Genomic DNA, 18,454 nt, shown 5'->3' with positions numbered 1-18,454 from the left:
TTAGGGGGTCGAGAATGGCAGACCAAGCAAAGGAAGTGGAGGACATGGAAAAATTCATGACGGTGCTTATGGATGTAAAAGTGTCACTTGCAGAACAGAGTGGGAAGTTGGACAGCTTGCTAGATATGAAAGATAAGATTAATGAAACTTATGACATCGCTAAAGGAGCCTATAATCGCTCCAAGGAAAACGAAAAAGATATTGATGATTTAAAGAAAGAAATATCATCCACTGCAAGCAAGGAAGATGTTGAACGCATAGTAAAACAAAGAGAAAATATGTTTAAGAATTTACCGTCATGGTTGGCATTAGCCATATCCATAGCGGTTTTTTTATTGACTTATTTAGCAAATTAAAGGGAGGAAATAACATGAAACAAGCAATTGTAAGACTTGTCGTATTAGCAATTTTACTAGCAAATCAGGCATTAATGCTATATGGGTGGAACCCACTGCCATTTAGCGAAGAACAAATATATGAAGGAGTGTCAACTGTAGCTACAATTGGCGTAGCGGTATGGGCATGGTTTAAAGACAATCCTGTTACTAAAAAAGGAAAACATAATGATAAATTCTTACGTGATAAGGGGATGAAGTAAGATGAAAATCATACAAAATTATATCCCAAGTAACCAGGTCAAACAAAGACCTGGTTTTTTCATGACTCCGCAATTTATCACTGTCCATAACACAGCTAATTCAAGCAAGGGAGCAAATGCAGAACTACACAGTCGTTACTTGCACAATGGCGCAGGTGGTCGGACTGTAGGCTGGCATTTTACTGTAGATGACAAAGAAGTATACCAACATATTCCCACAAACGAAAGTGCTTATCATGCTGGTGATGGTTCTGGATCTGGAAATCGTAAATCAATTGGCATCGAGATATGCGAAAATAGTGACGGAGACTTTCAAAAAGCGGTCAAAAATGCACAGCAATTAATTAAACAACTAATGAAAGAACATAATATACCTATTGAACGTGTTGTACCACATAAGCATTGGTCGGGGAAAAACTGTCCTCATTTACTGCTGAATATGTGGAGTACATTTATAGATGGTATTGAGGATGCTAGAGGAACAGTTGAAGCACCTAACCAACAAGTGGGCTCTGAAACAGTTACTAATGGCTCTATTGTGGATTACCTTAAAAGCATTGGTAAAAACTCTAGCTTTGGCGCACGTAAGAAATATGCTGCTGAATATGGCATTAAGGGTTATAAAGGTACAGAAGATCAAAACCTTGAATTGCTTCAAAAAATGCGTGAGGGCAAGCCATCCAAGCCCAAAGCAAGCTATATTGGTAAACGAGTTGAATCCAAACATAATGGACAGTTACGATTTTACAACAAGCCCAGCTGGTCAGATAAGCACGTAGTTGGTTACCTCAAAAAAGGATATGGATTCCCTAAGATTGTAGACAAGGTTAAGGTTGGAAAAGGATATCAATACAAGGTTAAAAATAGTAAAGGACACATTTATTACGTAACAGCTAATAGTAAGTATGTAATGATTAAATAGGTGTACAGAAGGGAATCAGAGATGTAGCTGGTTCCCTTTTACAAATTTATTATTATTTTATCTTAATTTAGATAGAGCGATTTTTTTGCACATATGTAGAAAATATTTGCATTCAGTGATATATTTAGTATAATATCTTAAATCATAACAAGGTTGATGATTTTGAATAACGCCTATTCATTTATAGATTATAAACAAATAGTTGATATTTTATACGAGGAACATAAAAAACACACTGGTAAATGGTTGGCAAATGTAGGTAAAACACATTACAACTTAAAGAAAGTGCAAGTCAGACATATCTGTTCCTCAGACCCAAATAATATTGATGGGTTTATTGAAAAGGATTTTCTAAATTATGTAGATGACTATAAGTTGTGTCTTTTGAGTCTATACAAGGATATCGTAAAGAGAGTAGAAGTAGAAGTCGGGAAAAAGATAGGTGGAAGAATAAAGGGCGATGATTCCATTTTATTAAAGCTACATAGAAAACGATTTGATGATAACGGTAGTTTTCCGTTAAATAAATACTTAAATGATTTATTAGGCTTTAGGATTATTGATAAAAATTATTGTAATAACATGAAAGAATTGCCACAATATATCGATAAATTAAAGGAACAAAAACAGAGATTTATGCATAAACATAGAGAAAATGGCAATTATAAAGGATATCATATTTATTTTATGGGGTCAGACGCTAAATACTTTCCGATGGAACTTCAAGTATGGAGCGCTGATAATGAAAGAAAAAATTTTGAATCACATGAAATATATAAAAAAGATTACACATATTGGCCAGAAATCTATAATAAAGGATAGAAGGAGGAAAAAATATGTATCATCACTTTATATTGTTGCATAGTGACTACAGTCAAGGAAGGCGAATCGCTTTTCATAGATGCGATACATCTATAGACGGCATTGAAGAATTTTCGCAAATAACAAGTGATTTAAAACAAAATTTTCCTTATCTTTCTTTCGGATTTCATCACCTACAGACTGATTCAAAAGACTGGCGATCAGTGTTTGAGTACGACATGTTTTTCAAAAATGTTTTTCCGGTAAGTGACTTAGACTCATTTAAAAAGTTTATTTCTGAAGATGATCAAATTTCTGCGTTAGATGTAGCAAATTTAATTACTACGAAGATAAGTTGTACGCATTTAAAATTGCAGAAACTCCTTTTTTTCTTTTACGAGGAATATATTGCATCATATAAAACCAAGCCGTTTCCTGAAAAATTTCTAGCATGGGATTACGGACCTGTTATCAGAGAAGTTTATGATGTATATAAATCATATGGAAGAAATAAAATTGAACACTCCGAAGACAACAGTACGCCTATTATTAAAGAAGAACCGTTTAAGCTATCGGTATATTCTAGATTTAAGAAGACGCCTGTCTATGGTAAAGTCTTAGAAGCACTAGATGGAACGTTGAACAAGTATGGAGACAAAAAAGCAACTGAGCTTGTAGAATTGACTCATCAAAAGAATGAAGCATGGGATCAAGTGTTTCAAGACGGACTAGGGAGAAATCAAGTAATTGAAGTTCTTAAATAACCCTCAACATAGGGTTATTTTTTACCTTGAATGATTTGGAGTAAATGAAAATAGCCCTCACTGTTGGGGGCTTATTTTTCTTATGATTTTCTTATAATCAGCATATATAAATTTTATAATTTCACTATATTTATCATATAATAGTTGCTTATCCCCGAAATCTGCACCGGCCACTTCAATTTTTTCTGCTATACCATCTATTTCAAAGACATTCTCAATAATCTTTTCATCAAACAAGTTGGGATTTTCGTATAGTACATTTCTAGCATTATTCTTATATATTTTCCATTCAAGATCCTTTTCAAGGTCATGGTGAAGTGGGTGAACAAGAGGAGTATTTGCTTCGAGTCGTAAAATTTCATTATAAGCTTTTAGTTTCTCCACCCTTTCCTTTTTAACTTCATTTCTTACTTGTAATTTTGTTTGTGTTCTATATGTAATTAAACCACCAATTATCACCCCGAAAAGGGGCAACGTTGCTTTAACTAAATCAAAAAATGAATTTAATAATTCTTGTAATGCCATTTATACCCTCCTATTAAAGCTTCCTTAATATAATTATCGATTTAATACACGTAGTAGTCCCTTTTAATGATTCATTATACTTTATTTTGTTTTATTTTACCATTGAAACAGAACAATAGTTCGTATATAATAAGAACAAACGTTCTGAAGGTGGTCTTATTATGAAAGGATTACTTAATCGTTCTGTGGAGAATAAGCAAAAAATCATTATCTTTTATATAGATAGCAATAACAATGTTACGGAACGTTATATACGCGTGCTTGAAGTAAATGAAAAGAGTATTCTGGCTTATTGTTACTACCGTAAAAAAGTGAGAACATTTAAGGTAGAAAATATCCTTTCAGCTGGATCAGTTAGAAAGCGAGTGGGTGCGTAATGAGTGTAAATGATCGAGGTAATATTAAATGGTCATCGATAATGATGCCGGAACATATTGAAATGCTTAATAATATATGGGATGAACAAGATCGTAAACAGAAGCCTATAATAGATGAACAACAACAAGAAGATATTAACTTAAAGCTGCACATGGCTGTAAAGAATGATTTAACTGTCGAATTAAAATATTTCATGAATCACGACTATTATAATGCTAAAGGGAAGATAGATAGTGTAGATAGGCAAAACAAATATATAAAAGTAGCAGGTCAATATTTACCCATAGAAAGTATTATTGATGTATGGATAGATTAAAAAGAATAGCCCTCGCTAAAATGAACTGACCCCTGTCAAGTAGACAAGAATAAAAAGCACATTTATGCAACCTGAGTCCTGAAATGATAGGGGCTCAGGTTATTTAATTTCTTCTGGAATCGTTGATGATTGTAGAATCTAATATATTTATTTACAGCATTCCGTACTTCTTCACCTGTTCTGAATGAATATAAGTTGAAACACTCACTTTTGAAGTGGCTAAAGAAATTCTCCATACAGGCATTGTCCCAACAATTTCCCTTCCTGGACATACTTGCTTTCATCTGATATTTTTTAAGTAAGTTGTTATATTGACGGGATGTATACTGGAATCCTTGATCACTGTGCAGAAGGACTCCTTTTACATTCCTTTTTTTCTTCGCCTTTTTCAAGGTATCCATCACCAGTTTCAGATCATTCCTTCGGCTTACATGGTAGGCAACAATTTCACTGTTATATAAGTCTTTGATAGCAGACAGGTATAGTTTTTGTCCGTTAAAAATCAAGTAAGTGATATCTGTTACCCACTTTTCATTTGGCTTGGAGGCCACAAAATCCCTGTTTAAATGGTTGTCTGAGATGACATAAGCTTCTTTCTTTCCATAGTACGGCTTTTTCTTTCGGATAACTGCCTGTATAGTCATTTCCCTCATAAGTCGCTGCACACGCTTGTGGTTGATAAGAAGACCGTAAATCTTCCTTAGCCATATCTGGATTCGTCGATATCCGTAAATTCCCTTATATTTCTTATGGCATTCCATAATTTTCTTCTTGATTTCTTCGTCCTCCAGTTGCTTTTCACTAGGTGTTTCCTGCCGCTTTATCCATTTGTAGTAGCCACTTTTCGATACCTTAGCTAGTTCGCACAACAACTGTATCGAATAGGTTCCCTTAGACATTTCTCTGATCACTTCATACTTTTTTGATGTTGGTACTTCATCCATTCCTCCTTTCACATCTTTAAAAACTTTTTTAGCATTTCATTCTCTGCTTCTAAGCGTTTGATCTTTTCATCGGGATTTTCAGGACGAGTTCTTGGTCTGCCTTGACCAACTCCTCCTGCTCTACCTCGTTTTTCCTCAAGTCCTTTTGTTCCCTCATTATTAAAATGGTTTACCCATCTTCTTACTTGATTTTTATCAATGTTCATTTCTCTAGCTATTGTGTTATAACCCATCCCATCTTTGAGATGAAGGTTAACAACTTTCTTCTTAAAGTCAATATTATAAGTTTTTCGTTTCTTCCCCACAAAAAATCCCCCTATAGTAGACAGATTAACGTGCTTTCTTTTTACTGTCTACTATAGGGGGATCATATCAAAAAAGTGAGGGCTGTTTTAATGGTGGTCACACTTTTGGTAACGTGGAAAGCGAAACAAACTAAAATACTTTATTAAAAGTAAACCTTTAAAACTCTGTCAACCATTATTATAAAGGCATTCTGGAATTAACTAACGCCAAATAAAATGTACTTAGTAGGTTTCCTAAACCGTGTGTCGCAGGTTCGAATCCTGCCGGGGGCGTAGCTTTATGGGCTTTCATTTTTGAAATTGCTCATACCACTTATTAAATTAGAACTACTGTTCTCGCCACTTTATGAGGGGTATTTTTTACCTTGAAACAGAACAATAATAATTGTAGCAAAAAATAAGCCCCGTCCTTAGTTGGATGGGGTACTTATTTTTCCATAATTTCAACCTTAACAGCATGTCCACTAGGGGGGGAACTTTCCAATATTCTATCAAATCATACTCGTATTGGTTGGCCTACTTCTATCTCATCTAAATTAATATCTACATCTGATAAATTAACAGATATTGCATTTGGATAGCTTATTCCCAATTTACTCTCTTCATATTTTTCCAACAATTCCTCTTCCCAAGTAGGTGCAAATAAAAAAGTAGTTTCGTATTTTTGTATTACATAACCTTCTTTTCCTCCATTCCTAGGTGGATCTTTTTGGCGAGACATCTTGATTTAGGTCTTTTTGTTGATTTCCATTGTTAGTACAACCTACAATAAAAATGAATAATATGATCAAATAACTAAGAGACATGCTTTTTCTTAACAAACTTCATAACCTCCAAAATATTGTTTTATACATAAAGATTTATGATGTGTAATGAAGAACCTATTTGATATGAGGTTCTTTTCTTTATCTATAGAGTTGATACTAAGGTGCTATTGTGAGTACAAAAGTTATCAACTCATCGTCAGCTTTAGGTCCACCATTTGTATCAATTTTATAATAAACCATATTTTGATCCCAATTGTAAACTGAACCACACATTACCCATTGAGAAATCTGATTATCCTCACTCATTAAATCTCCTGAATATCCATAGATACTTAGAGTTTCAGAATCTAGATTACGTTGGTCTGTCATGCTAAGTGTCCCAGTGACCTCGCCTACATGAAAATCACCTATAGGTTGTACTTTTATTACTGCATAATCATATTCTATATCGTAATTTTCTGACCAACCTCTTGCGGTGTATATTCAATTAATCCAGATTCTCCACGACTGAGCCACTTAAAGATGCTACTACCTTACAAAACCGTAAGACTATATATGGCTTCTTTGTGGTAAAGTGGTTTAGGAACTTTAAAAAAAGGGTGATTTATATGAAGCCAAATAATATTTTGTCCTCGCTCAGCTATTTTAGTATCTTTTTTGCCCCATTTCTTTTTCCTATTATTGTTTATTTTGTTGCCGATAAAAGTGTAAAGCACCATGCAATAAAAGCATTGTGGGCACATCTTGTTCCATTTATAACGATTGTTTGCATTATTGTAATTGCTGTAACACTAGGGATCAGTCAATTAAGTCAAACCGTTAATGGCGGTATTTTAATAGGTGTAGCTATTCTCGCTGTTATTGTAAATGTGTATTTTTTCATTTGGAATCTTGTGAGAGGGATCAAAGTGCTAAATGAAAATTAATATAAATGAAAAGCTCTTATCATTTAATAGCTATTTTGGTTTTCTAGATTACAAACTGGAATTTTAAAGAAATGAGGAAGAGACAAAATAAATTGAGATAAAAAAACTCCGAGCCATAATCCGAGTATACAAAGTGATACCCGGACAGTGGTTTAGAGTTTTATTTTTATCTTTCAATTTTTTGAAATAGTGATGATAACTATTAAAAGAGGGGGAGTTAATCCCCTATGGAAACAGATCGAGTCCGAAGATCCACGCAGTTAAGCAAATTTTGGTTAGCCGCATTAACTGAGACCGTGCTAGTGTAAAGCGTCTATCTCAGAATGAGAAGAAAGAATAAAATGTTATTCGGCTTTAGCTATACCTAGTTTAGTTATGCCTCAACCAATTGCGCTTATAATTATGTTGATGAGTAAAATAATTTCCACTGCATATCAACGATTATTTTTTCTTGCTTGACTGACGATGAGGTCAACTACTTCTTGATATTGTTGCTCTTTTTTAGGTAGAGAAGATGCAATCGTGTGTAATTGACGAACTGCTCCCTCACAAACACTCCACCTGATTGGTGTGTGTTGTTCGCATTCTTCTAAAATAAAATCAATTAATTCCTTTTCTTCCCTCGTGTTTATGTCATGATTAATCTGATCGAGGAGATTCCTGATTTTCCAGGCAATCGATTCTTCCGTCTCATTCCAATTCCCAAAGTTAAAAGGAAAAAGAATTTGTTTAGCTTGTTTTGTAATCTCTATATTCTTCTCTAATCGAAGAATATTATAGTCAAGAATAGACGAATTATTGGTGTTTAGGTTCATTTGGTTAGAATATCGCATCTGATAACCTAATCCACCAGTAAAATGAGTAGCTATGTCCATAGCATTTGCCTCAATTTCCATCCCATAGACATCAATTAAACGTTTGGCTAACCAGTTTAATTCATTATAATGATTCTCCTGCATATATTGACTCAACTTTTCATCATTTTCAGCTAACGCAATATTATAGAGATCTAGAATATTTTCAGAGCTGTAAAGGGCGTGTTTTACACGAAGCTGTGAATAAAGCGTTTGTTTACTATGTATATTGCCTTCTATTAATAATTGCTTTTGTTGCTCTTCCACCTTTGCATCGACTTCTTGAATAATTGAAAGAATTAATTGGGATTTAGAGGAAAAATGATTATAGAAGGTCCCTTTGGAAACTCCTGAATGCTTGAGAATATCTTGAACAGAGGTATAGTGGAAACCTTTGGTCTGAAATAACAACTTTGCAGCATCAACAATCTGTTTTTCTTTTGCCATGTATTTTCTTCTCCTAAAAAATATATTGACATTTTTATTATAGCACCTATACTATATAAATGGAATTATACTTAAGTATAAAAAAATAAACTAAAGTAAAAAGGTGTGAATAATAATGAAAGAATCTAATTCTCCGCCAGTAGACATTAATGGGAAACCGTTTAATAGAGCTGGCTTTGTTGTTGTTTTATTAATGGGAGCATTTCTAACTATTTTAAATCAAACGTTATTAGTTACAGCAATCCCTAAAATAATAGAGGATTTACATGTTTCTGCTTATGATGCACAATGGTTAATCACTTCATTTATGCTCATAAATGGAATTTTAATCCCTGCTTCTGCTTATTTATTACATCAAATAGAAAGTAGAAAACTATATTTGATTGCAATGGGAAGCTTCATATTGGGGACAATAATTTGTGCGCTAAGCACCACGTTTTCCCATTTGTTGCTTGGACGGATCATCCAAGCGATTGGATCAGGTGTAATGATTCCATTAGTGCAAACATTGATGTTTTTAGTTTTCCCAGCCAATCGTCGAGGAGAGGCAATGGGGCTCGTTGGTATTGTTATCGCCTTCTCACCGGCAATTGGTCCAACTTTAGCTGGGTGGATTGTTGACGTTTATCATTGGCGGTATCTATTTTATTTTGTTTTACCATTGGCTGTTATCAATCTATTTTTAGCATTTTATTTACTTAAAAATGTAATTCCCCTAACAAAACCGAAGTTGGATATTCTATCATTCGTATTAAGCTGTATTGGTTTAGGATCATTGTTATATGGTATTAGCCTTGCTGGAGATACAGGGTGGAGTAATTCAATTGTATGGATTACTTGCGTGATAGGGATAGTAATCTTATTAATGTTCTCTTTAAGACAACTTAGATTAAAAGAGCCCTTGTTGGAACTACGTGTATTTAAAAGCAGAACCTTTGCTGTAACAACGGTTATTGTCTCTATTATTTTTATGACAATGATCGGATCTGAAATTCTACTTCCAATTTTTACACAAAAAATACTTGGCTATTCTGCACTTCAATCAGGTTTAATCCTGCTTCCTGGTGCTATTGTTTTAGGGATCATTTCTCCCATATCGGGAAAGATATTTGATAGGTATGGTATTCGTACGTTAACTATTGTTGGAATGACTATTCTCCTCATTGGTACATTCCCATTCATGTTTCTAACGAATGAGACAACCATATGGTGGCTAATCTTTTTTTATATGTTAAGAATGGTGGGAATGGGACTAACGATGATGCCACTTGCAACTGCTGGAATTAATGCGCTACCTCAGAAATTAGTTAGCCATGGTACAGCAGCAAATAATACTGTACGCCAAGTATTTGCTTCACTTGGTGCAGCTATTATGGTAGGCGTGATGACGATATCGGTTCGTAATTTCTCTACGAGTCAACATGTCTTGACGGAAGCCGGTTCATATTCTAAAGCTATGGTAAAAGGGATAAATAATGGATTTATGGCTGCTTTTGTACTTGTTATTTTTGCATTCATAATCTGCTTTCTAATTAAGGATAACCGAAAAGGTAGATAGGAAAATATTTAGAGGATTTTTTTTGGAAAGTATTTTAAGCAGTTGTTTTGATAAAGTAAATGAATCGGAGCATACTATAATTGAATTTAATAGTGGGGGGTTAGATTATGAACGCAAAAGAGCTAAGAGAAAAAATAAATGATTACTGCGAAGCATATGATAGTTTGTATGGCAATCTAGTTAAGCCTATAAACGAAATGCTTATGAATATTGATGCCGATATATCAGAAAAAACAGCTAATCAAATTTTGGAAAACCTTAAATTATTTCACGAGGGAGATAAATATATAGCAGATTGCCATTTAGATGAGAGCAATAATTTTATCGAAGATGGTATCGAAGCATTAAAAAAAGGGAACTTGGCTGATGGAGCTTTACAAATTTTTGGGGCAGGATTAAATTTTGCGAGCTTTTCATCGAAAGCCGTTACACATAAAAATATAAACCCTCATGGCATGATCAATGAACGATTTAAATTAATAAAAAACTCACTAGATTAATATACTTCATTTATGTAATTTTTTTAGCTACAGCACTGATAAAGGCGTAAACGTTTTAAACAGTGAAAAAGAATTACACGAAGGCTACATCGTGTTTCTATAATAAAAACAGCACTGAAGGGTATTCGTAAGTTTTTGTTAATTCAAAGGAAAGTGAGCTTTCCTAACAGACTGCTCACTTTCCTACATCACTCGCATATTCCAGTGTTATTTTGGTAATGTAAATGTAGCTTTCTTTCCTTTTGATATATCATTTGCCTCTTGGTCTTTCATTGGTCCGATTTCAACCTCGAATGATTTATCTTTCCAGATTTTCTCGTATTGTTCTTGGTCTAACGTATAGATTTGGAGTAATTCACCAGCGCTACCTGATTCAATCATATCATCGTATTTATAGTTAAGTAACATGCCTTCATTTAGCATATATTGAGAGCCGTCATTTACCGTTAACTTCGACATAATGGAGCTATGTGCAACCTCAGAATCGCTTTTATTGTCAATGTTAAATTTCACGGTTAATAAGACGATTCCATTAGAAAATGCCTCAAAGCGTGGTGCTTCTTCTTTATTTGGTTTAAATTCTGTAAACTGATAACCATCTAGTGTAACCGTAATATCACCTAATTTTTCACTTTCCCCAATTCCGTCTTTTTGACTTAGCATTTTTTTATCGCCCATATTCCCGGCAGTTGCTTTGTCTTGGTAAAATGCTTTATTATCTTCTACTTTTTCTGCTCCTTCTTTATTTAGACTAAAGGTAAACGTACCTTTTTTGCCAAAGGTAGAAGAGAAATCATCTTTTTTAGCTTGTGGTGCAGGGACTTCTGCTGTAGCAGTAGATTCTGCAAGCACTTGCTTCCATTGGTCTTCACCAAAAGGATAAGTATAATAACCAGTTATCGTTTCCCCTGATTTAATGACATAGTCATTAGATGGAGCCAACTTTGTAGGAAGCTGTTCTTCTTCAGGTAATAAATCTCGGTAATTATTGAAAGATTTCTGTGCTCCTGTATAAGATAAATAGAAGGATGGCATATAATATGCATCGTTGTCGGTATCATTTTTCACTGTGTATTTTGCAACAATGACTCCGCCATTTGTTTGATCATTGAATGGAATGGCGTAATCTGTATGGAAATCTTTAAGCTCCACAAGTGAGTAACCATCTAATGAAACAGTTACACCTTCCATTTCATGTGTTTGTGGTTCATTATTTTCATAAACCACTTCCGTAGTTCCTTCTGTTTGTTCTTCCATGTAGCTAATTAACTTGGAGAAATCATTTGAACCATCACTTTCTTGTTGTACTGTTTCTTTTGTTTCCTCCTCTGCTTTTGCTTCATTTTTTGAGTCTTCTTTTGTAGTGGCTGATTCTTTAGCATCATTTGCTTCACTATCTTTTGCTTCATTTTTATCACTGCCACATCCACTTACAATGAGGGCAGTAATAACGATTGTGATGAGTAGCATAATTATCTTTTTCGACATGAATCTGGTACCTCCATAAAATTGTAAAGTTAGTGAAATAATACTACAACTATTGTAAGTTTTATATCGGTAAAAAGTTCTATTGTTGTTTAAAATGAAATAATTAAATAATCTTAGCCCTTTATAAATTCATATATGAAATAATCGGTTGTTATTATTGATTTATCATAAGTTAAACCAATGATTTGATCAATTTAGAACAACAAAAATTGTTTGAGAAATAATAAATCATATCAGACTTATACACTATATTTTCATACAATTGAATTTACTTCGCTGTCAAATTTCCGGATATTTTAATGTCTCTTTGTGGTATAAAGTGACATTAGATGAAGTAACAGGCTAGTAGGGGTAGCCGTTATATCTTAAAGCAAACTGTTAACGTTGAAGGTTAAATAGGTATCTCACTACCTTCGTAGTCAATTTCAAACCCAAGATCCTTTAGCATTTGGTGGTCCTTTGTTCCTTCCTGCCCGGCTGTGGTAAGATAATCACCAATAAAGATGGAGTTAGCTGGATATAATCCAAGTGGTTGAAGGCTTCTTAAATTAACTTCACGACCTCCGGAAACTCGAATTTCTTTTGTAGGATTAATAAAACGAAATAGACATAATACTTTTAGACAATAAAGAGGAGTTAACTCATCTGTCCCCTCTAATAATGTCCTCTCCATGGCGTGCAGAAAATTAACAGGAATAGAGTCAGCATTTAATTCTTTTAAAGCAATGGCCATTTGGATAACATCCTCTTTTGTCTCCTTCATTCCTACAATGACCCCAGAGCAAGGCGAAATCCCAATATCTTTTACTTTATTGACAGTTGCAACGCGATCCTGATAGCTGTGACTAGTTGTTATATTGTCATGATGATTTTTTGATGTATTGATATTATGGTTGTATCGATCAACACCAGCTTCCTTTAATTGTTCGGCTTGTCCTGGTTTTAGAATACCTAAACATGCGCATATTTTTAAATTATATTTTTCTTTTATTTCTTTGACTGCACTGGTTACTTGGTTTAGTTCACGGGTGGTTGGTCCTCGACCACTAGCGACAATACAATAAGTGCCAGAATGAAGTTGGTGTGCTTTTTCCGCACCTTGAACGATGGTATCCTTATGCATCATACGATATTTTTGGATTGGATTTGTCGAGTCTCTTGATTGAGCACAATAACCACAATTTTCTGGGCAAGCACCAGACTTGGTATTAATAATCGTATTTAATTTTACTTTATTGCCATAATACGTTTTTCTAATGAGATAGGCACTATGTAGCAAGTCTAGAATTTTATCATTCGGACATTCTAAAATCTGCATGGCCTCTCCCTCTGTAATTTCATATCCTTCCAATACGGCATTTGCTAGTGAATTGAAATTTAACATAGTACGCCTCCTTTAATATTTCTTATCTGTTTCTAACTAGTTTTATTCCTAATTGCTAGATTAGTTAGTTACTCGTGTTTTGATTCCTATGGGATTTGTTCGCTGAAACGTATCATATATTCTTGGTGCTACCATGGCTGCAGCGCCAATTGTCAGTAAATCTACTGGTAAGTATGCGAGCATGATTAGCCATGCCTTACTATAAGTTATACTCTCAGTAGCATCCATAAAGAATGCTAGAGAAAAATACATATAATTCGTTCCAATTAGGTAATTGAATACAAGTCCCACCAGAGAAGCAATAACAAAGATAAGGGAAGTGGGTTTTCTTGTAAATTCAATCACTTTCCCTACCATATAGGCTGTAACAATAAACGATATAATAAAGCCAAAGGTTGGACTAAAAATAGTACCTAGTCCACCTTTCAAGCCAGCGAATACGGGAATACCGATAACCCCTACAAGGACGTATACGATCATGGAAATCGCCCCCCGACGGCTACCAAGTAGAGCACCAGATAAGAAACAAAAAAATGTTTGTAAGGTTATCGGTACACCGCCAATTTGCAAAAATGGCACCCATGTGGTTATATTTGCTCCAATCCCCATTAATGCTACAAACAAAGCTATTAAGGTCAAATCTAAGGTATGAACACGTATGTGCGTCTTCAATTAAAAGCCTCCTGTCTAAAAACCTGTAACGTAACAACACACCTGTCATTAAGGGTTTATTCCATCTAAGGCTAATAAATTAGCCACAAATTATAATTCTCTATAAGAATGTTTGAAGTGGTATGGACACTTTGGTTTGCTCAATCACGTGTTTCGGGCTATTCGAATCGAGCCAAGGTAGAATGCCAAGGACAGGAATCCCAGTTAGCTCCTCAATAATGCCAGGATTGGTTTGTTCAGCTGCCCCATGTTTGGCTTCATCTAATCCATTTAAAACAATTCCAGCTATTTCAAGCCCCATATGCTTGGCGAATTGAACAGTTAACGATGTATGATTGACGGTGCCAAGATGTATACTTGCTACAATTAACAATGGAAAGCCAATTGCTTTAGCTACATCGGCAGCAAGATAATTTTCACCGAATGGAACGGCAATTCCACCGGCACCTTCTACAATGAAGAATTCATGGGTATCTCTAATACTGTTCCAAGCGTTGACAATGGATGCTAGGGAAATCAACCGATCTTCTCTTTTGGCAGCAACATATGGTGCTAATGGCTCTTTAAATTGATAAGGTGTAATTTGCTCCAATGTATTCCTATCTCCTGAGAATCTCTTCAGAATAGCGGGATCGCTGAGGGGGTGTTCCCGTTTCTCTCCACTTAACATGGGCTTAAAAACGCCAACATCTATTCCTTGTTTGTGTAATGCACCGGCAATGCCAGCACCGATACATGTTTTACCAATACCCGTATCTGTTCCTGTAATAAATAATCCCTTTGATTTCATACTTTTGTCTCCGTTTCTTGGTTGATCTATATAGGTAGAGTAGTAGAAGTCGTTTATGTGAGATTTTATTTTTTTATGGTCTCCAATTGTGCATATTTTTCTTCTGTAATCTGTTGAATAGAGGCTTCCATAATTTTTATCATTTCCCGCAATTCCTGTCGTTTGCTAGATAGTGGCGGCATAAAAACAATCGTATCTCCCACTGGACGGGTTAGCATACCGAGCTGACGCATCTTTAAGGAAACGTCATAACCTACTCTTTTTTCGAAAGGAAAGGGTTCTTTTGTTTGCTTATTTTTCACTAGTTCTATTCCTACCATAAAACCAAGCTGTCTAATATCTCCAACATGTTCTAATTTATTGAAGCATTCTAATTCCCTGTACAGGTATTTCGAGTTTTCTTGCACACGAGTAATTACTTGTTCTTTCTTAAATAAGTCCAGATTGGCAAGAGCAACTGCGCAACCTAACTGATTTCCAGTGTACGAATGTCCATGAAACAATGTTTTCATATTTGTATAATCATCATAGAAAGCCTCATATATTTGCTCTGTTGAGAGAGTAGCAGCAATTGGTAAATAGCCTCCTGTGATACCTTTTCCGATAATCATAATGTCTGGAGTTACATCTTCATGCTCACAGGCAAACATTTTCCCTGTTCGACCAAATCCGGTAGCTACTTCATCGAGAATAAGTAGAACGTTGTATTTCTTACACAATGCTTCAACACCAGCCAAGTAGCCATGAGGCATTAATCGCATTCCTCCTGCTCCTTGCATCATCGATTCGACTGTTACGGCAGCTAGCTCATCCTGATGCTGATCTAATGTACGTTCTAGTTCTAGTAAGCACTCATTTTTACATGTTTCAGGGTCTCCACTTGGATGTCTATATACATATGGAAAAGGAACAGGGATGCTATCAAATGTAAGTGGCTGGTAGACGTGATGGAAAATATCTACCGCACCAACACTTACTGCGCCAATTGTATCGCCATGATAACCGTCCTTCATCGTTACAAATTTATTTTTACCTGTAACCCCTTGGTTTCTCCAATACTGAAAGGCCATTTTAAGTGCGATTTCAACAGCTTCTGCACCACTATCGGAGTAAAAAATACGATTTAGACCATCAGGGGTAATATGTACTAATTGTTCTGCTAATTCAGTAGCTGGCTGGTTTGTCATTCCAAGTAGTGTAGAATGTGCAATTTTATCTAATTGACTACAAATAGCTTCATTTAATTCTTTTTTTTGATGACCATGTACGTTTAACCATACAGATGAAAAACCATCATAATAGGATTTTCCTTCCGTATCTTTTAGGATAACGCCTTGCCCACTTTCAATAATTAACGGATTACGATCATAATCCTTCATTTGCGTAAATGGGAGCCATAGATGTCGTTTACTTTTTTCTATTAATTCACTGTTGCTCATTGATAGACCTCCATATTACATTTTATTGTTAACCATATTTTTTAAAGGTTAACAATAATGAAATCATAAAAAAACGTCGAGGTCAATCCTTATTGATAGAATTTGTTCGATGAATAGCTTGTCTATTATTGGCGATAAAAGGGCTGTTTGCATACCTTTTTTAAAATTAAGTTGTCGTACGAATCCTATTCTTAATTTCCAATGTAATATAACCATATATATAGAAAATTTGTATATTTTAGACAAATATAGACAGGGTCTATTCATTTTGCATAAAAAATGGTAGAATGGTAAAGCAACTCAAAAAATTACAAGCTTCAATCCTTGTAAACACTGCATTTACACTACCATTCCAAATAGCCTCTATTCACCAAATCGTCTCAGACAATCGAATATACAACTAGAAAGGACGAATGCTATGAATCTAACGAAAAAAATTCTGATTGCCCTCGTACTAGGAATCATCGTAGGTATAGGTTTAACTTTTTCATCTAGCGATGTATTTTCTGCTGTTGATACGTATGTATTAAATCCTGTTGGACAAATATTTTTAAATTTAATCATGATGATTGTTGTGCCGATCGTATTTGTTTCCATTGTCCTGGGAACAGCTGGGTTAGGTGATCCTTCGAAACTAGGTAAAATCGGCATTCAAACGGTTAGCTTTTATTTAGTTACCACTGCTGTAGCTCTTGTAATTGGACTTGGTGTCGGATTTTTACTAGAGCCTGGTAAAGCTGGAACATTTAATGTAGAAAATGTTACCTATGAGGAACAAGCAGCACCACCTATTATGGATACATTAGTTCAGATAATTCCCGAAAATCCAATCGAAGCAATGTCTACTGGAAATATGCTGCAAATCATTGCTTTTGCCATATTTATAGGGGTTTCACTAGCAGTATTGGGGGAAAAAACAAGTGGGATTCGTAGTTTATTTGAACAAGCAAATGAAATCCTTATCTTCCTTGTTAACGCAGTAATGAAAACGGCTCCGTATGGTGCGTTCGCATTGATTGCCTCAGCTATTGGAGATGCTGGATTAGATGCATTAGGGTCTATGTTCATGTATATGCTAGCAGTAATTGTAGCACTTATTTTGCATGGCGCAATTACGTATAGTTTGGCAATCAAAGGCTTAGGAAAAGCGAGTCCGTTAAAATTCTATAAATCATTCTTCCCTGCAATGTCTGTAGCGTTTAGTACATCTAGCTCAAGTGCAACGTTGCCTGTCTCTATGAAGTTGGCTCAGGAGCAGTTAGGAGTAAAGAAGTCGATTAGTAGTTTTGTTCAGCCTTTGGGAGCTACGATAAACATGGATGGTACTGCAATTATGCAGGCTGTAGCTACCGTGTTTATTGCTCAAGTATATGCAGAACCACTTGGATTAAGTCAATTATTGATGGTTGTCTTAACGGCAACGTTAGCAAGTATTGGAACAGCTGGGGTACCTGGCGTAGGCTTAATTATGCTATCAATGGTTCTTAAACAAGTTGGTTTACCTGTGGATGGCATCGCGCTAATCATTGGTGTTGATCGGTTATTAGATATGCTACGTACATCACTTAATATTACTGGAGATGCAGCTTGTGCCTATATTATCTCGGAAAGTGATAAGAAAAATAGTAAACAAAAAGCACAGCAATCTGCATTATAGTAGAACTGTTTTAAGATCCATCTAGCACGAAAAATATGCTAAACTTCTGTATAGTCAAATAGTGTACAGTAATCAGGAGAAACGGCTACCTGTGGAAAGGTAGTATATACCAGTAGCATGGATGGGGAGTTGACTGATGAAGTCAGCTCCTTTTTAGCAGCCTAGGAAATGATAAAATTTGCCCATGTAGATAAAAAGGCGCGTGTTGAGCCGTCCAGCTCCAGCGCCCAGAAACGAGGCGACTTCATGAATCGCCCTATGATACGTCATCATCGGCGCGCTAGCTTACCGTAATTCCTTTTTCTCCGTTGATTCGCTCCAGTCGCTACGTTTTTAATCGTGCGCTTGCCGCTTTTGTTCAAAGATAAGAAAGTATAAAATCAGTGCAATGACTGCGTTAAGCCAAGTAGTTATTTTGA

At 35.2% G+C, this 18,454-nt stretch carries 22 protein-coding genes; 11 read left to right on the top strand and 11 right to left on the bottom strand.

Annotated elements, in window-relative coordinates:
- Positions 1 to 14 precede the first annotated feature (14 nt).
- From ABDZ84_RS01145 to ABDZ84_RS01125, 5 genes are all read left to right on the top strand, one after another.
- On the top strand, positions 15 to 356 hold the full coding sequence (locus tag ABDZ84_RS01145; protein ID WP_343779478.1) for a hypothetical protein: 342 nt from the start codon (positions 15 to 17) through the stop codon (positions 354 to 356).
- A 14-nt stretch (positions 357 to 370) separates the two neighbouring features.
- Positions 371 to 598: a phage holin gene (locus ABDZ84_RS01140; RefSeq protein WP_343779475.1), complete on the top strand. Its 228-nt coding sequence runs from the start codon at positions 371 to 373 to the stop codon at positions 596 to 598.
- Between the two features lies 1 nt (position 599).
- Positions 600 to 1,520 (top strand): N-acetylmuramoyl-L-alanine amidase, encoded by a 921-nt coding sequence (locus tag ABDZ84_RS01135; RefSeq protein ID WP_343779472.1) that lies wholly within the window; start codon positions 600 to 602, stop codon positions 1,518 to 1,520.
- 162 nt (positions 1,521 to 1,682) lie between these two features.
- Positions 1,683 to 2,342 carry a hypothetical protein gene (locus ABDZ84_RS01130; protein ID WP_343779469.1) on the top strand — a complete coding sequence of 220 codons (660 nt, stop codon included), beginning with the start codon at positions 1,683 to 1,685 and terminating at the stop codon, positions 2,340 to 2,342.
- A gap of 14 nt (positions 2,343 to 2,356) precedes the next feature.
- Positions 2,357 to 3,085, top strand: a complete 729-nt coding sequence (locus ABDZ84_RS01125; protein WP_343779466.1) for a Panacea domain-containing protein — start codon at positions 2,357 to 2,359, stop codon at positions 3,083 to 3,085.
- A 57-nt stretch (positions 3,086 to 3,142) separates the two neighbouring features.
- On the opposite strand, the gene ABDZ84_RS01120 is transcribed toward ABDZ84_RS01125, so the two are convergent.
- Positions 3,143 to 3,610 carry a hypothetical protein gene (locus tag ABDZ84_RS01120; protein ID WP_343779463.1) on the bottom strand — a complete coding sequence of 156 codons (468 nt, stop codon included), beginning with the start codon at positions 3,608 to 3,610 and terminating at the stop codon, positions 3,143 to 3,145.
- Between the two features lie 161 nt (positions 3,611 to 3,771).
- Between ABDZ84_RS01120 and ABDZ84_RS01115 the strand changes: the two genes are divergently transcribed.
- Complete coding sequence (locus ABDZ84_RS01115) at positions 3,772 to 3,987, top strand: hypothetical protein (protein ID WP_343779460.1); 216 nt, start codon at positions 3,772 to 3,774, stop codon at positions 3,985 to 3,987.
- A complete protein-coding gene (locus tag ABDZ84_RS01110; RefSeq protein ID WP_321133052.1) occupies positions 3,987 to 4,304 on the top strand; it encodes a YolD-like family protein in 318 nt (105 codons plus the stop codon). The genes ABDZ84_RS01115 and ABDZ84_RS01110 overlap by 1 nt, the downstream gene beginning before the upstream one ends.
- 62 nt (positions 4,305 to 4,366) lie before the next feature.
- Here ABDZ84_RS01110 and ABDZ84_RS01105 read toward each other — a convergent pair whose 3' ends face one another.
- From ABDZ84_RS01105 to ABDZ84_RS01090, 4 genes are all read right to left on the bottom strand, one after another.
- Positions 4,367 to 5,248, bottom strand: coding sequence for an IS3 family transposase (locus ABDZ84_RS01105; protein ID WP_077600811.1), 882 nt, complete (start codon positions 5,246 to 5,248; stop codon positions 4,367 to 4,369).
- A gap of 8 nt (positions 5,249 to 5,256) precedes the next feature.
- Positions 5,257 to 5,553, bottom strand: coding sequence for a helix-turn-helix domain-containing protein (locus ABDZ84_RS01100; protein ID WP_077600812.1), 297 nt, complete (start codon positions 5,551 to 5,553; stop codon positions 5,257 to 5,259).
- A 496-nt stretch (positions 5,554 to 6,049) separates the two neighbouring features.
- On the bottom strand, positions 6,050 to 6,274 hold the full coding sequence (locus ABDZ84_RS01095) for a DUF3221 domain-containing protein (protein WP_026679912.1): 225 nt from the start codon (positions 6,272 to 6,274) through the stop codon (positions 6,050 to 6,052).
- A 202-nt stretch (positions 6,275 to 6,476) separates the two neighbouring features.
- Positions 6,477 to 6,689 carry a hypothetical protein gene (locus ABDZ84_RS01090; protein WP_152525393.1) on the bottom strand — a complete coding sequence of 71 codons (213 nt, stop codon included), beginning with the start codon at positions 6,687 to 6,689 and terminating at the stop codon, positions 6,477 to 6,479.
- A 239-nt stretch (positions 6,690 to 6,928) separates the two neighbouring features.
- Between ABDZ84_RS01090 and ABDZ84_RS01085 the strand changes: the two genes are divergently transcribed.
- On the top strand, positions 6,929 to 7,246 hold the full coding sequence (locus ABDZ84_RS01085; RefSeq protein ID WP_026679911.1) for a magnetosome magnetite crystal formation protein family: 318 nt from the start codon (positions 6,929 to 6,931) through the stop codon (positions 7,244 to 7,246).
- Positions 7,247 to 7,680: 434 nt separating this feature from the next.
- Here ABDZ84_RS01085 and ABDZ84_RS01080 read toward each other — a convergent pair whose 3' ends face one another.
- On the bottom strand, positions 7,681 to 8,547 hold the full coding sequence (locus ABDZ84_RS01080; RefSeq protein ID WP_026679910.1) for a TetR/AcrR family transcriptional regulator: 867 nt from the start codon (positions 8,545 to 8,547) through the stop codon (positions 7,681 to 7,683).
- Positions 8,548 to 8,662: 115 nt separating this feature from the next.
- Here ABDZ84_RS01080 and ABDZ84_RS01075 point away from each other — a divergent pair, with 115 nt between their 5' ends.
- Together ABDZ84_RS01075 and ABDZ84_RS01070 are read left to right on the top strand one after the other, a co-directional pair.
- On the top strand, positions 8,663 to 10,105 hold the full coding sequence (locus ABDZ84_RS01075) for an MDR family MFS transporter (protein WP_026679909.1): 1,443 nt from the start codon (positions 8,663 to 8,665) through the stop codon (positions 10,103 to 10,105).
- Positions 10,106 to 10,212: 107 nt separating this feature from the next.
- Positions 10,213 to 10,605, top strand: coding sequence for a hypothetical protein (locus ABDZ84_RS01070; protein ID WP_026679908.1), 393 nt, complete (start codon positions 10,213 to 10,215; stop codon positions 10,603 to 10,605).
- Between the two features lie 207 nt (positions 10,606 to 10,812).
- On the opposite strand, the gene ABDZ84_RS01065 is transcribed toward ABDZ84_RS01070, so the two are convergent.
- The 5 genes from ABDZ84_RS01065 to bioA all read right to left on the bottom strand — a co-directional run bounded on the left by ABDZ84_RS01065 (position 10,813) and on the right by bioA (position 16,378).
- On the bottom strand, positions 10,813 to 12,093 hold the full coding sequence (locus ABDZ84_RS01065) for a DUF5068 domain-containing protein (protein ID WP_026679907.1): 1,281 nt from the start codon (positions 12,091 to 12,093) through the stop codon (positions 10,813 to 10,815).
- A 391-nt stretch (positions 12,094 to 12,484) separates the two neighbouring features.
- Positions 12,485 to 13,477: a biotin synthase BioB gene (gene bioB / locus ABDZ84_RS01060; protein WP_343779437.1), complete on the bottom strand. Its 993-nt coding sequence runs from the start codon at positions 13,475 to 13,477 to the stop codon at positions 12,485 to 12,487.
- A 60-nt stretch (positions 13,478 to 13,537) separates the two neighbouring features.
- Positions 13,538 to 14,149: a biotin transporter BioY gene (locus ABDZ84_RS01055; RefSeq protein ID WP_425542064.1), complete on the bottom strand. Its 612-nt coding sequence runs from the start codon at positions 14,147 to 14,149 to the stop codon at positions 13,538 to 13,540.
- Between the two features lie 100 nt (positions 14,150 to 14,249).
- On the bottom strand, positions 14,250 to 14,939 hold the full coding sequence (gene bioD / locus ABDZ84_RS01050; RefSeq protein WP_026679905.1) for a dethiobiotin synthase: 690 nt from the start codon (positions 14,937 to 14,939) through the stop codon (positions 14,250 to 14,252).
- A 65-nt stretch (positions 14,940 to 15,004) separates the two neighbouring features.
- Positions 15,005 to 16,378, bottom strand: a complete 1,374-nt coding sequence (gene bioA, locus ABDZ84_RS01045) for an adenosylmethionine--8-amino-7-oxononanoate transaminase (protein WP_121604261.1) — start codon at positions 16,376 to 16,378, stop codon at positions 15,005 to 15,007.
- A gap of 418 nt (positions 16,379 to 16,796) precedes the next feature.
- On the opposite strand from bioA, the gene ABDZ84_RS01040 reads away from it, so the two are divergent.
- Positions 16,797 to 18,035 (top strand): dicarboxylate/amino acid:cation symporter, encoded by a 1,239-nt coding sequence (locus ABDZ84_RS01040; RefSeq protein ID WP_026679904.1) that lies wholly within the window; start codon positions 16,797 to 16,799, stop codon positions 18,033 to 18,035.
- Positions 18,036 to 18,454 lie beyond the last annotated feature (419 nt).

It is taken from the genome of Virgibacillus salarius (assembly GCF_039521925.1).
Taxonomy (GTDB): domain Bacteria; phylum Bacillota; class Bacilli; order Bacillales; family Amphibacillaceae; genus Virgibacillus; species Virgibacillus salarius.
Note: the sequence above shows the minus strand (reverse complement) of the source record. Positions and strands in the feature narration are given on the sequence as shown.

What these genes read in the sequence shown, in the direction of transcription:
- ABDZ84_RS01145 (WP_343779478.1), top strand. Translation starts at nt 15, where the DNA reads ATGGCAGACCAAGCAAAGGAAGTGGAGGACATGGAAAAATTCATGACG.
- ABDZ84_RS01140 (WP_343779475.1), top strand. Translation starts at nt 371, where the DNA reads ATGAAACAAGCAATTGTAAGACTTGTCGTATTAGCAATTTTACTAGCA.
- ABDZ84_RS01135 (WP_343779472.1), top strand. Translation starts at nt 600, where the DNA reads ATGAAAATCATACAAAATTATATCCCAAGTAACCAGGTCAAACAAAGA.
- ABDZ84_RS01125 (WP_343779466.1), top strand. Translation starts at nt 2,357, where the DNA reads ATGTATCATCACTTTATATTGTTGCATAGTGACTACAGTCAAGGAAGG.
- ABDZ84_RS01120 (WP_343779463.1), bottom strand. Translation starts at nt 3,610, where the DNA reads ATGGCATTACAAGAATTATTAAATTCATTTTTTGATTTAGTTAAAGCA.
- ABDZ84_RS01115 (WP_343779460.1), top strand. Translation starts at nt 3,772, where the DNA reads ATGAAAGGATTACTTAATCGTTCTGTGGAGAATAAGCAAAAAATCATT.
- ABDZ84_RS01110 (WP_321133052.1), top strand. Translation starts at nt 3,987, where the DNA reads ATGAGTGTAAATGATCGAGGTAATATTAAATGGTCATCGATAATGATG.
- ABDZ84_RS01105 (WP_077600811.1), bottom strand. Translation starts at nt 5,248, where the DNA reads ATGGATGAAGTACCAACATCAAAAAAGTATGAAGTGATCAGAGAAATG.
- ABDZ84_RS01095 (WP_026679912.1), bottom strand. Translation starts at nt 6,274, where the DNA reads ATGTCTCGCCAAAAAGATCCACCTAGGAATGGAGGAAAAGAAGGTTAT.
- ABDZ84_RS01090 (WP_152525393.1), bottom strand. Translation starts at nt 6,689, where the DNA reads ATGACAGACCAACGTAATCTAGATTCTGAAACTCTAAGTATCTATGGA.
- ABDZ84_RS01085 (WP_026679911.1), top strand. Translation starts at nt 6,929, where the DNA reads ATGAAGCCAAATAATATTTTGTCCTCGCTCAGCTATTTTAGTATCTTT.
- ABDZ84_RS01080 (WP_026679910.1), bottom strand. Translation starts at nt 8,547, where the DNA reads ATGGCAAAAGAAAAACAGATTGTTGATGCTGCAAAGTTGTTATTTCAG.
- ABDZ84_RS01075 (WP_026679909.1), top strand. Translation starts at nt 8,663, where the DNA reads ATGAAAGAATCTAATTCTCCGCCAGTAGACATTAATGGGAAACCGTTT.
- ABDZ84_RS01070 (WP_026679908.1), top strand. Translation starts at nt 10,213, where the DNA reads ATGAACGCAAAAGAGCTAAGAGAAAAAATAAATGATTACTGCGAAGCA.
- ABDZ84_RS01065 (WP_026679907.1), bottom strand. Translation starts at nt 12,093, where the DNA reads ATGTCGAAAAAGATAATTATGCTACTCATCACAATCGTTATTACTGCC.
- bioB (WP_343779437.1), bottom strand. Translation starts at nt 13,477, where the DNA reads ATGTTAAATTTCAATTCACTAGCAAATGCCGTATTGGAAGGATATGAA.
- bioD (WP_026679905.1), bottom strand. Translation starts at nt 14,939, where the DNA reads ATGAAATCAAAGGGATTATTTATTACAGGAACAGATACGGGTATTGGT.
- bioA (WP_121604261.1), bottom strand. Translation starts at nt 16,378, where the DNA reads ATGAGCAACAGTGAATTAATAGAAAAAAGTAAACGACATCTATGGCTC.
- ABDZ84_RS01040 (WP_026679904.1), top strand. Translation starts at nt 16,797, where the DNA reads ATGAATCTAACGAAAAAAATTCTGATTGCCCTCGTACTAGGAATCATC.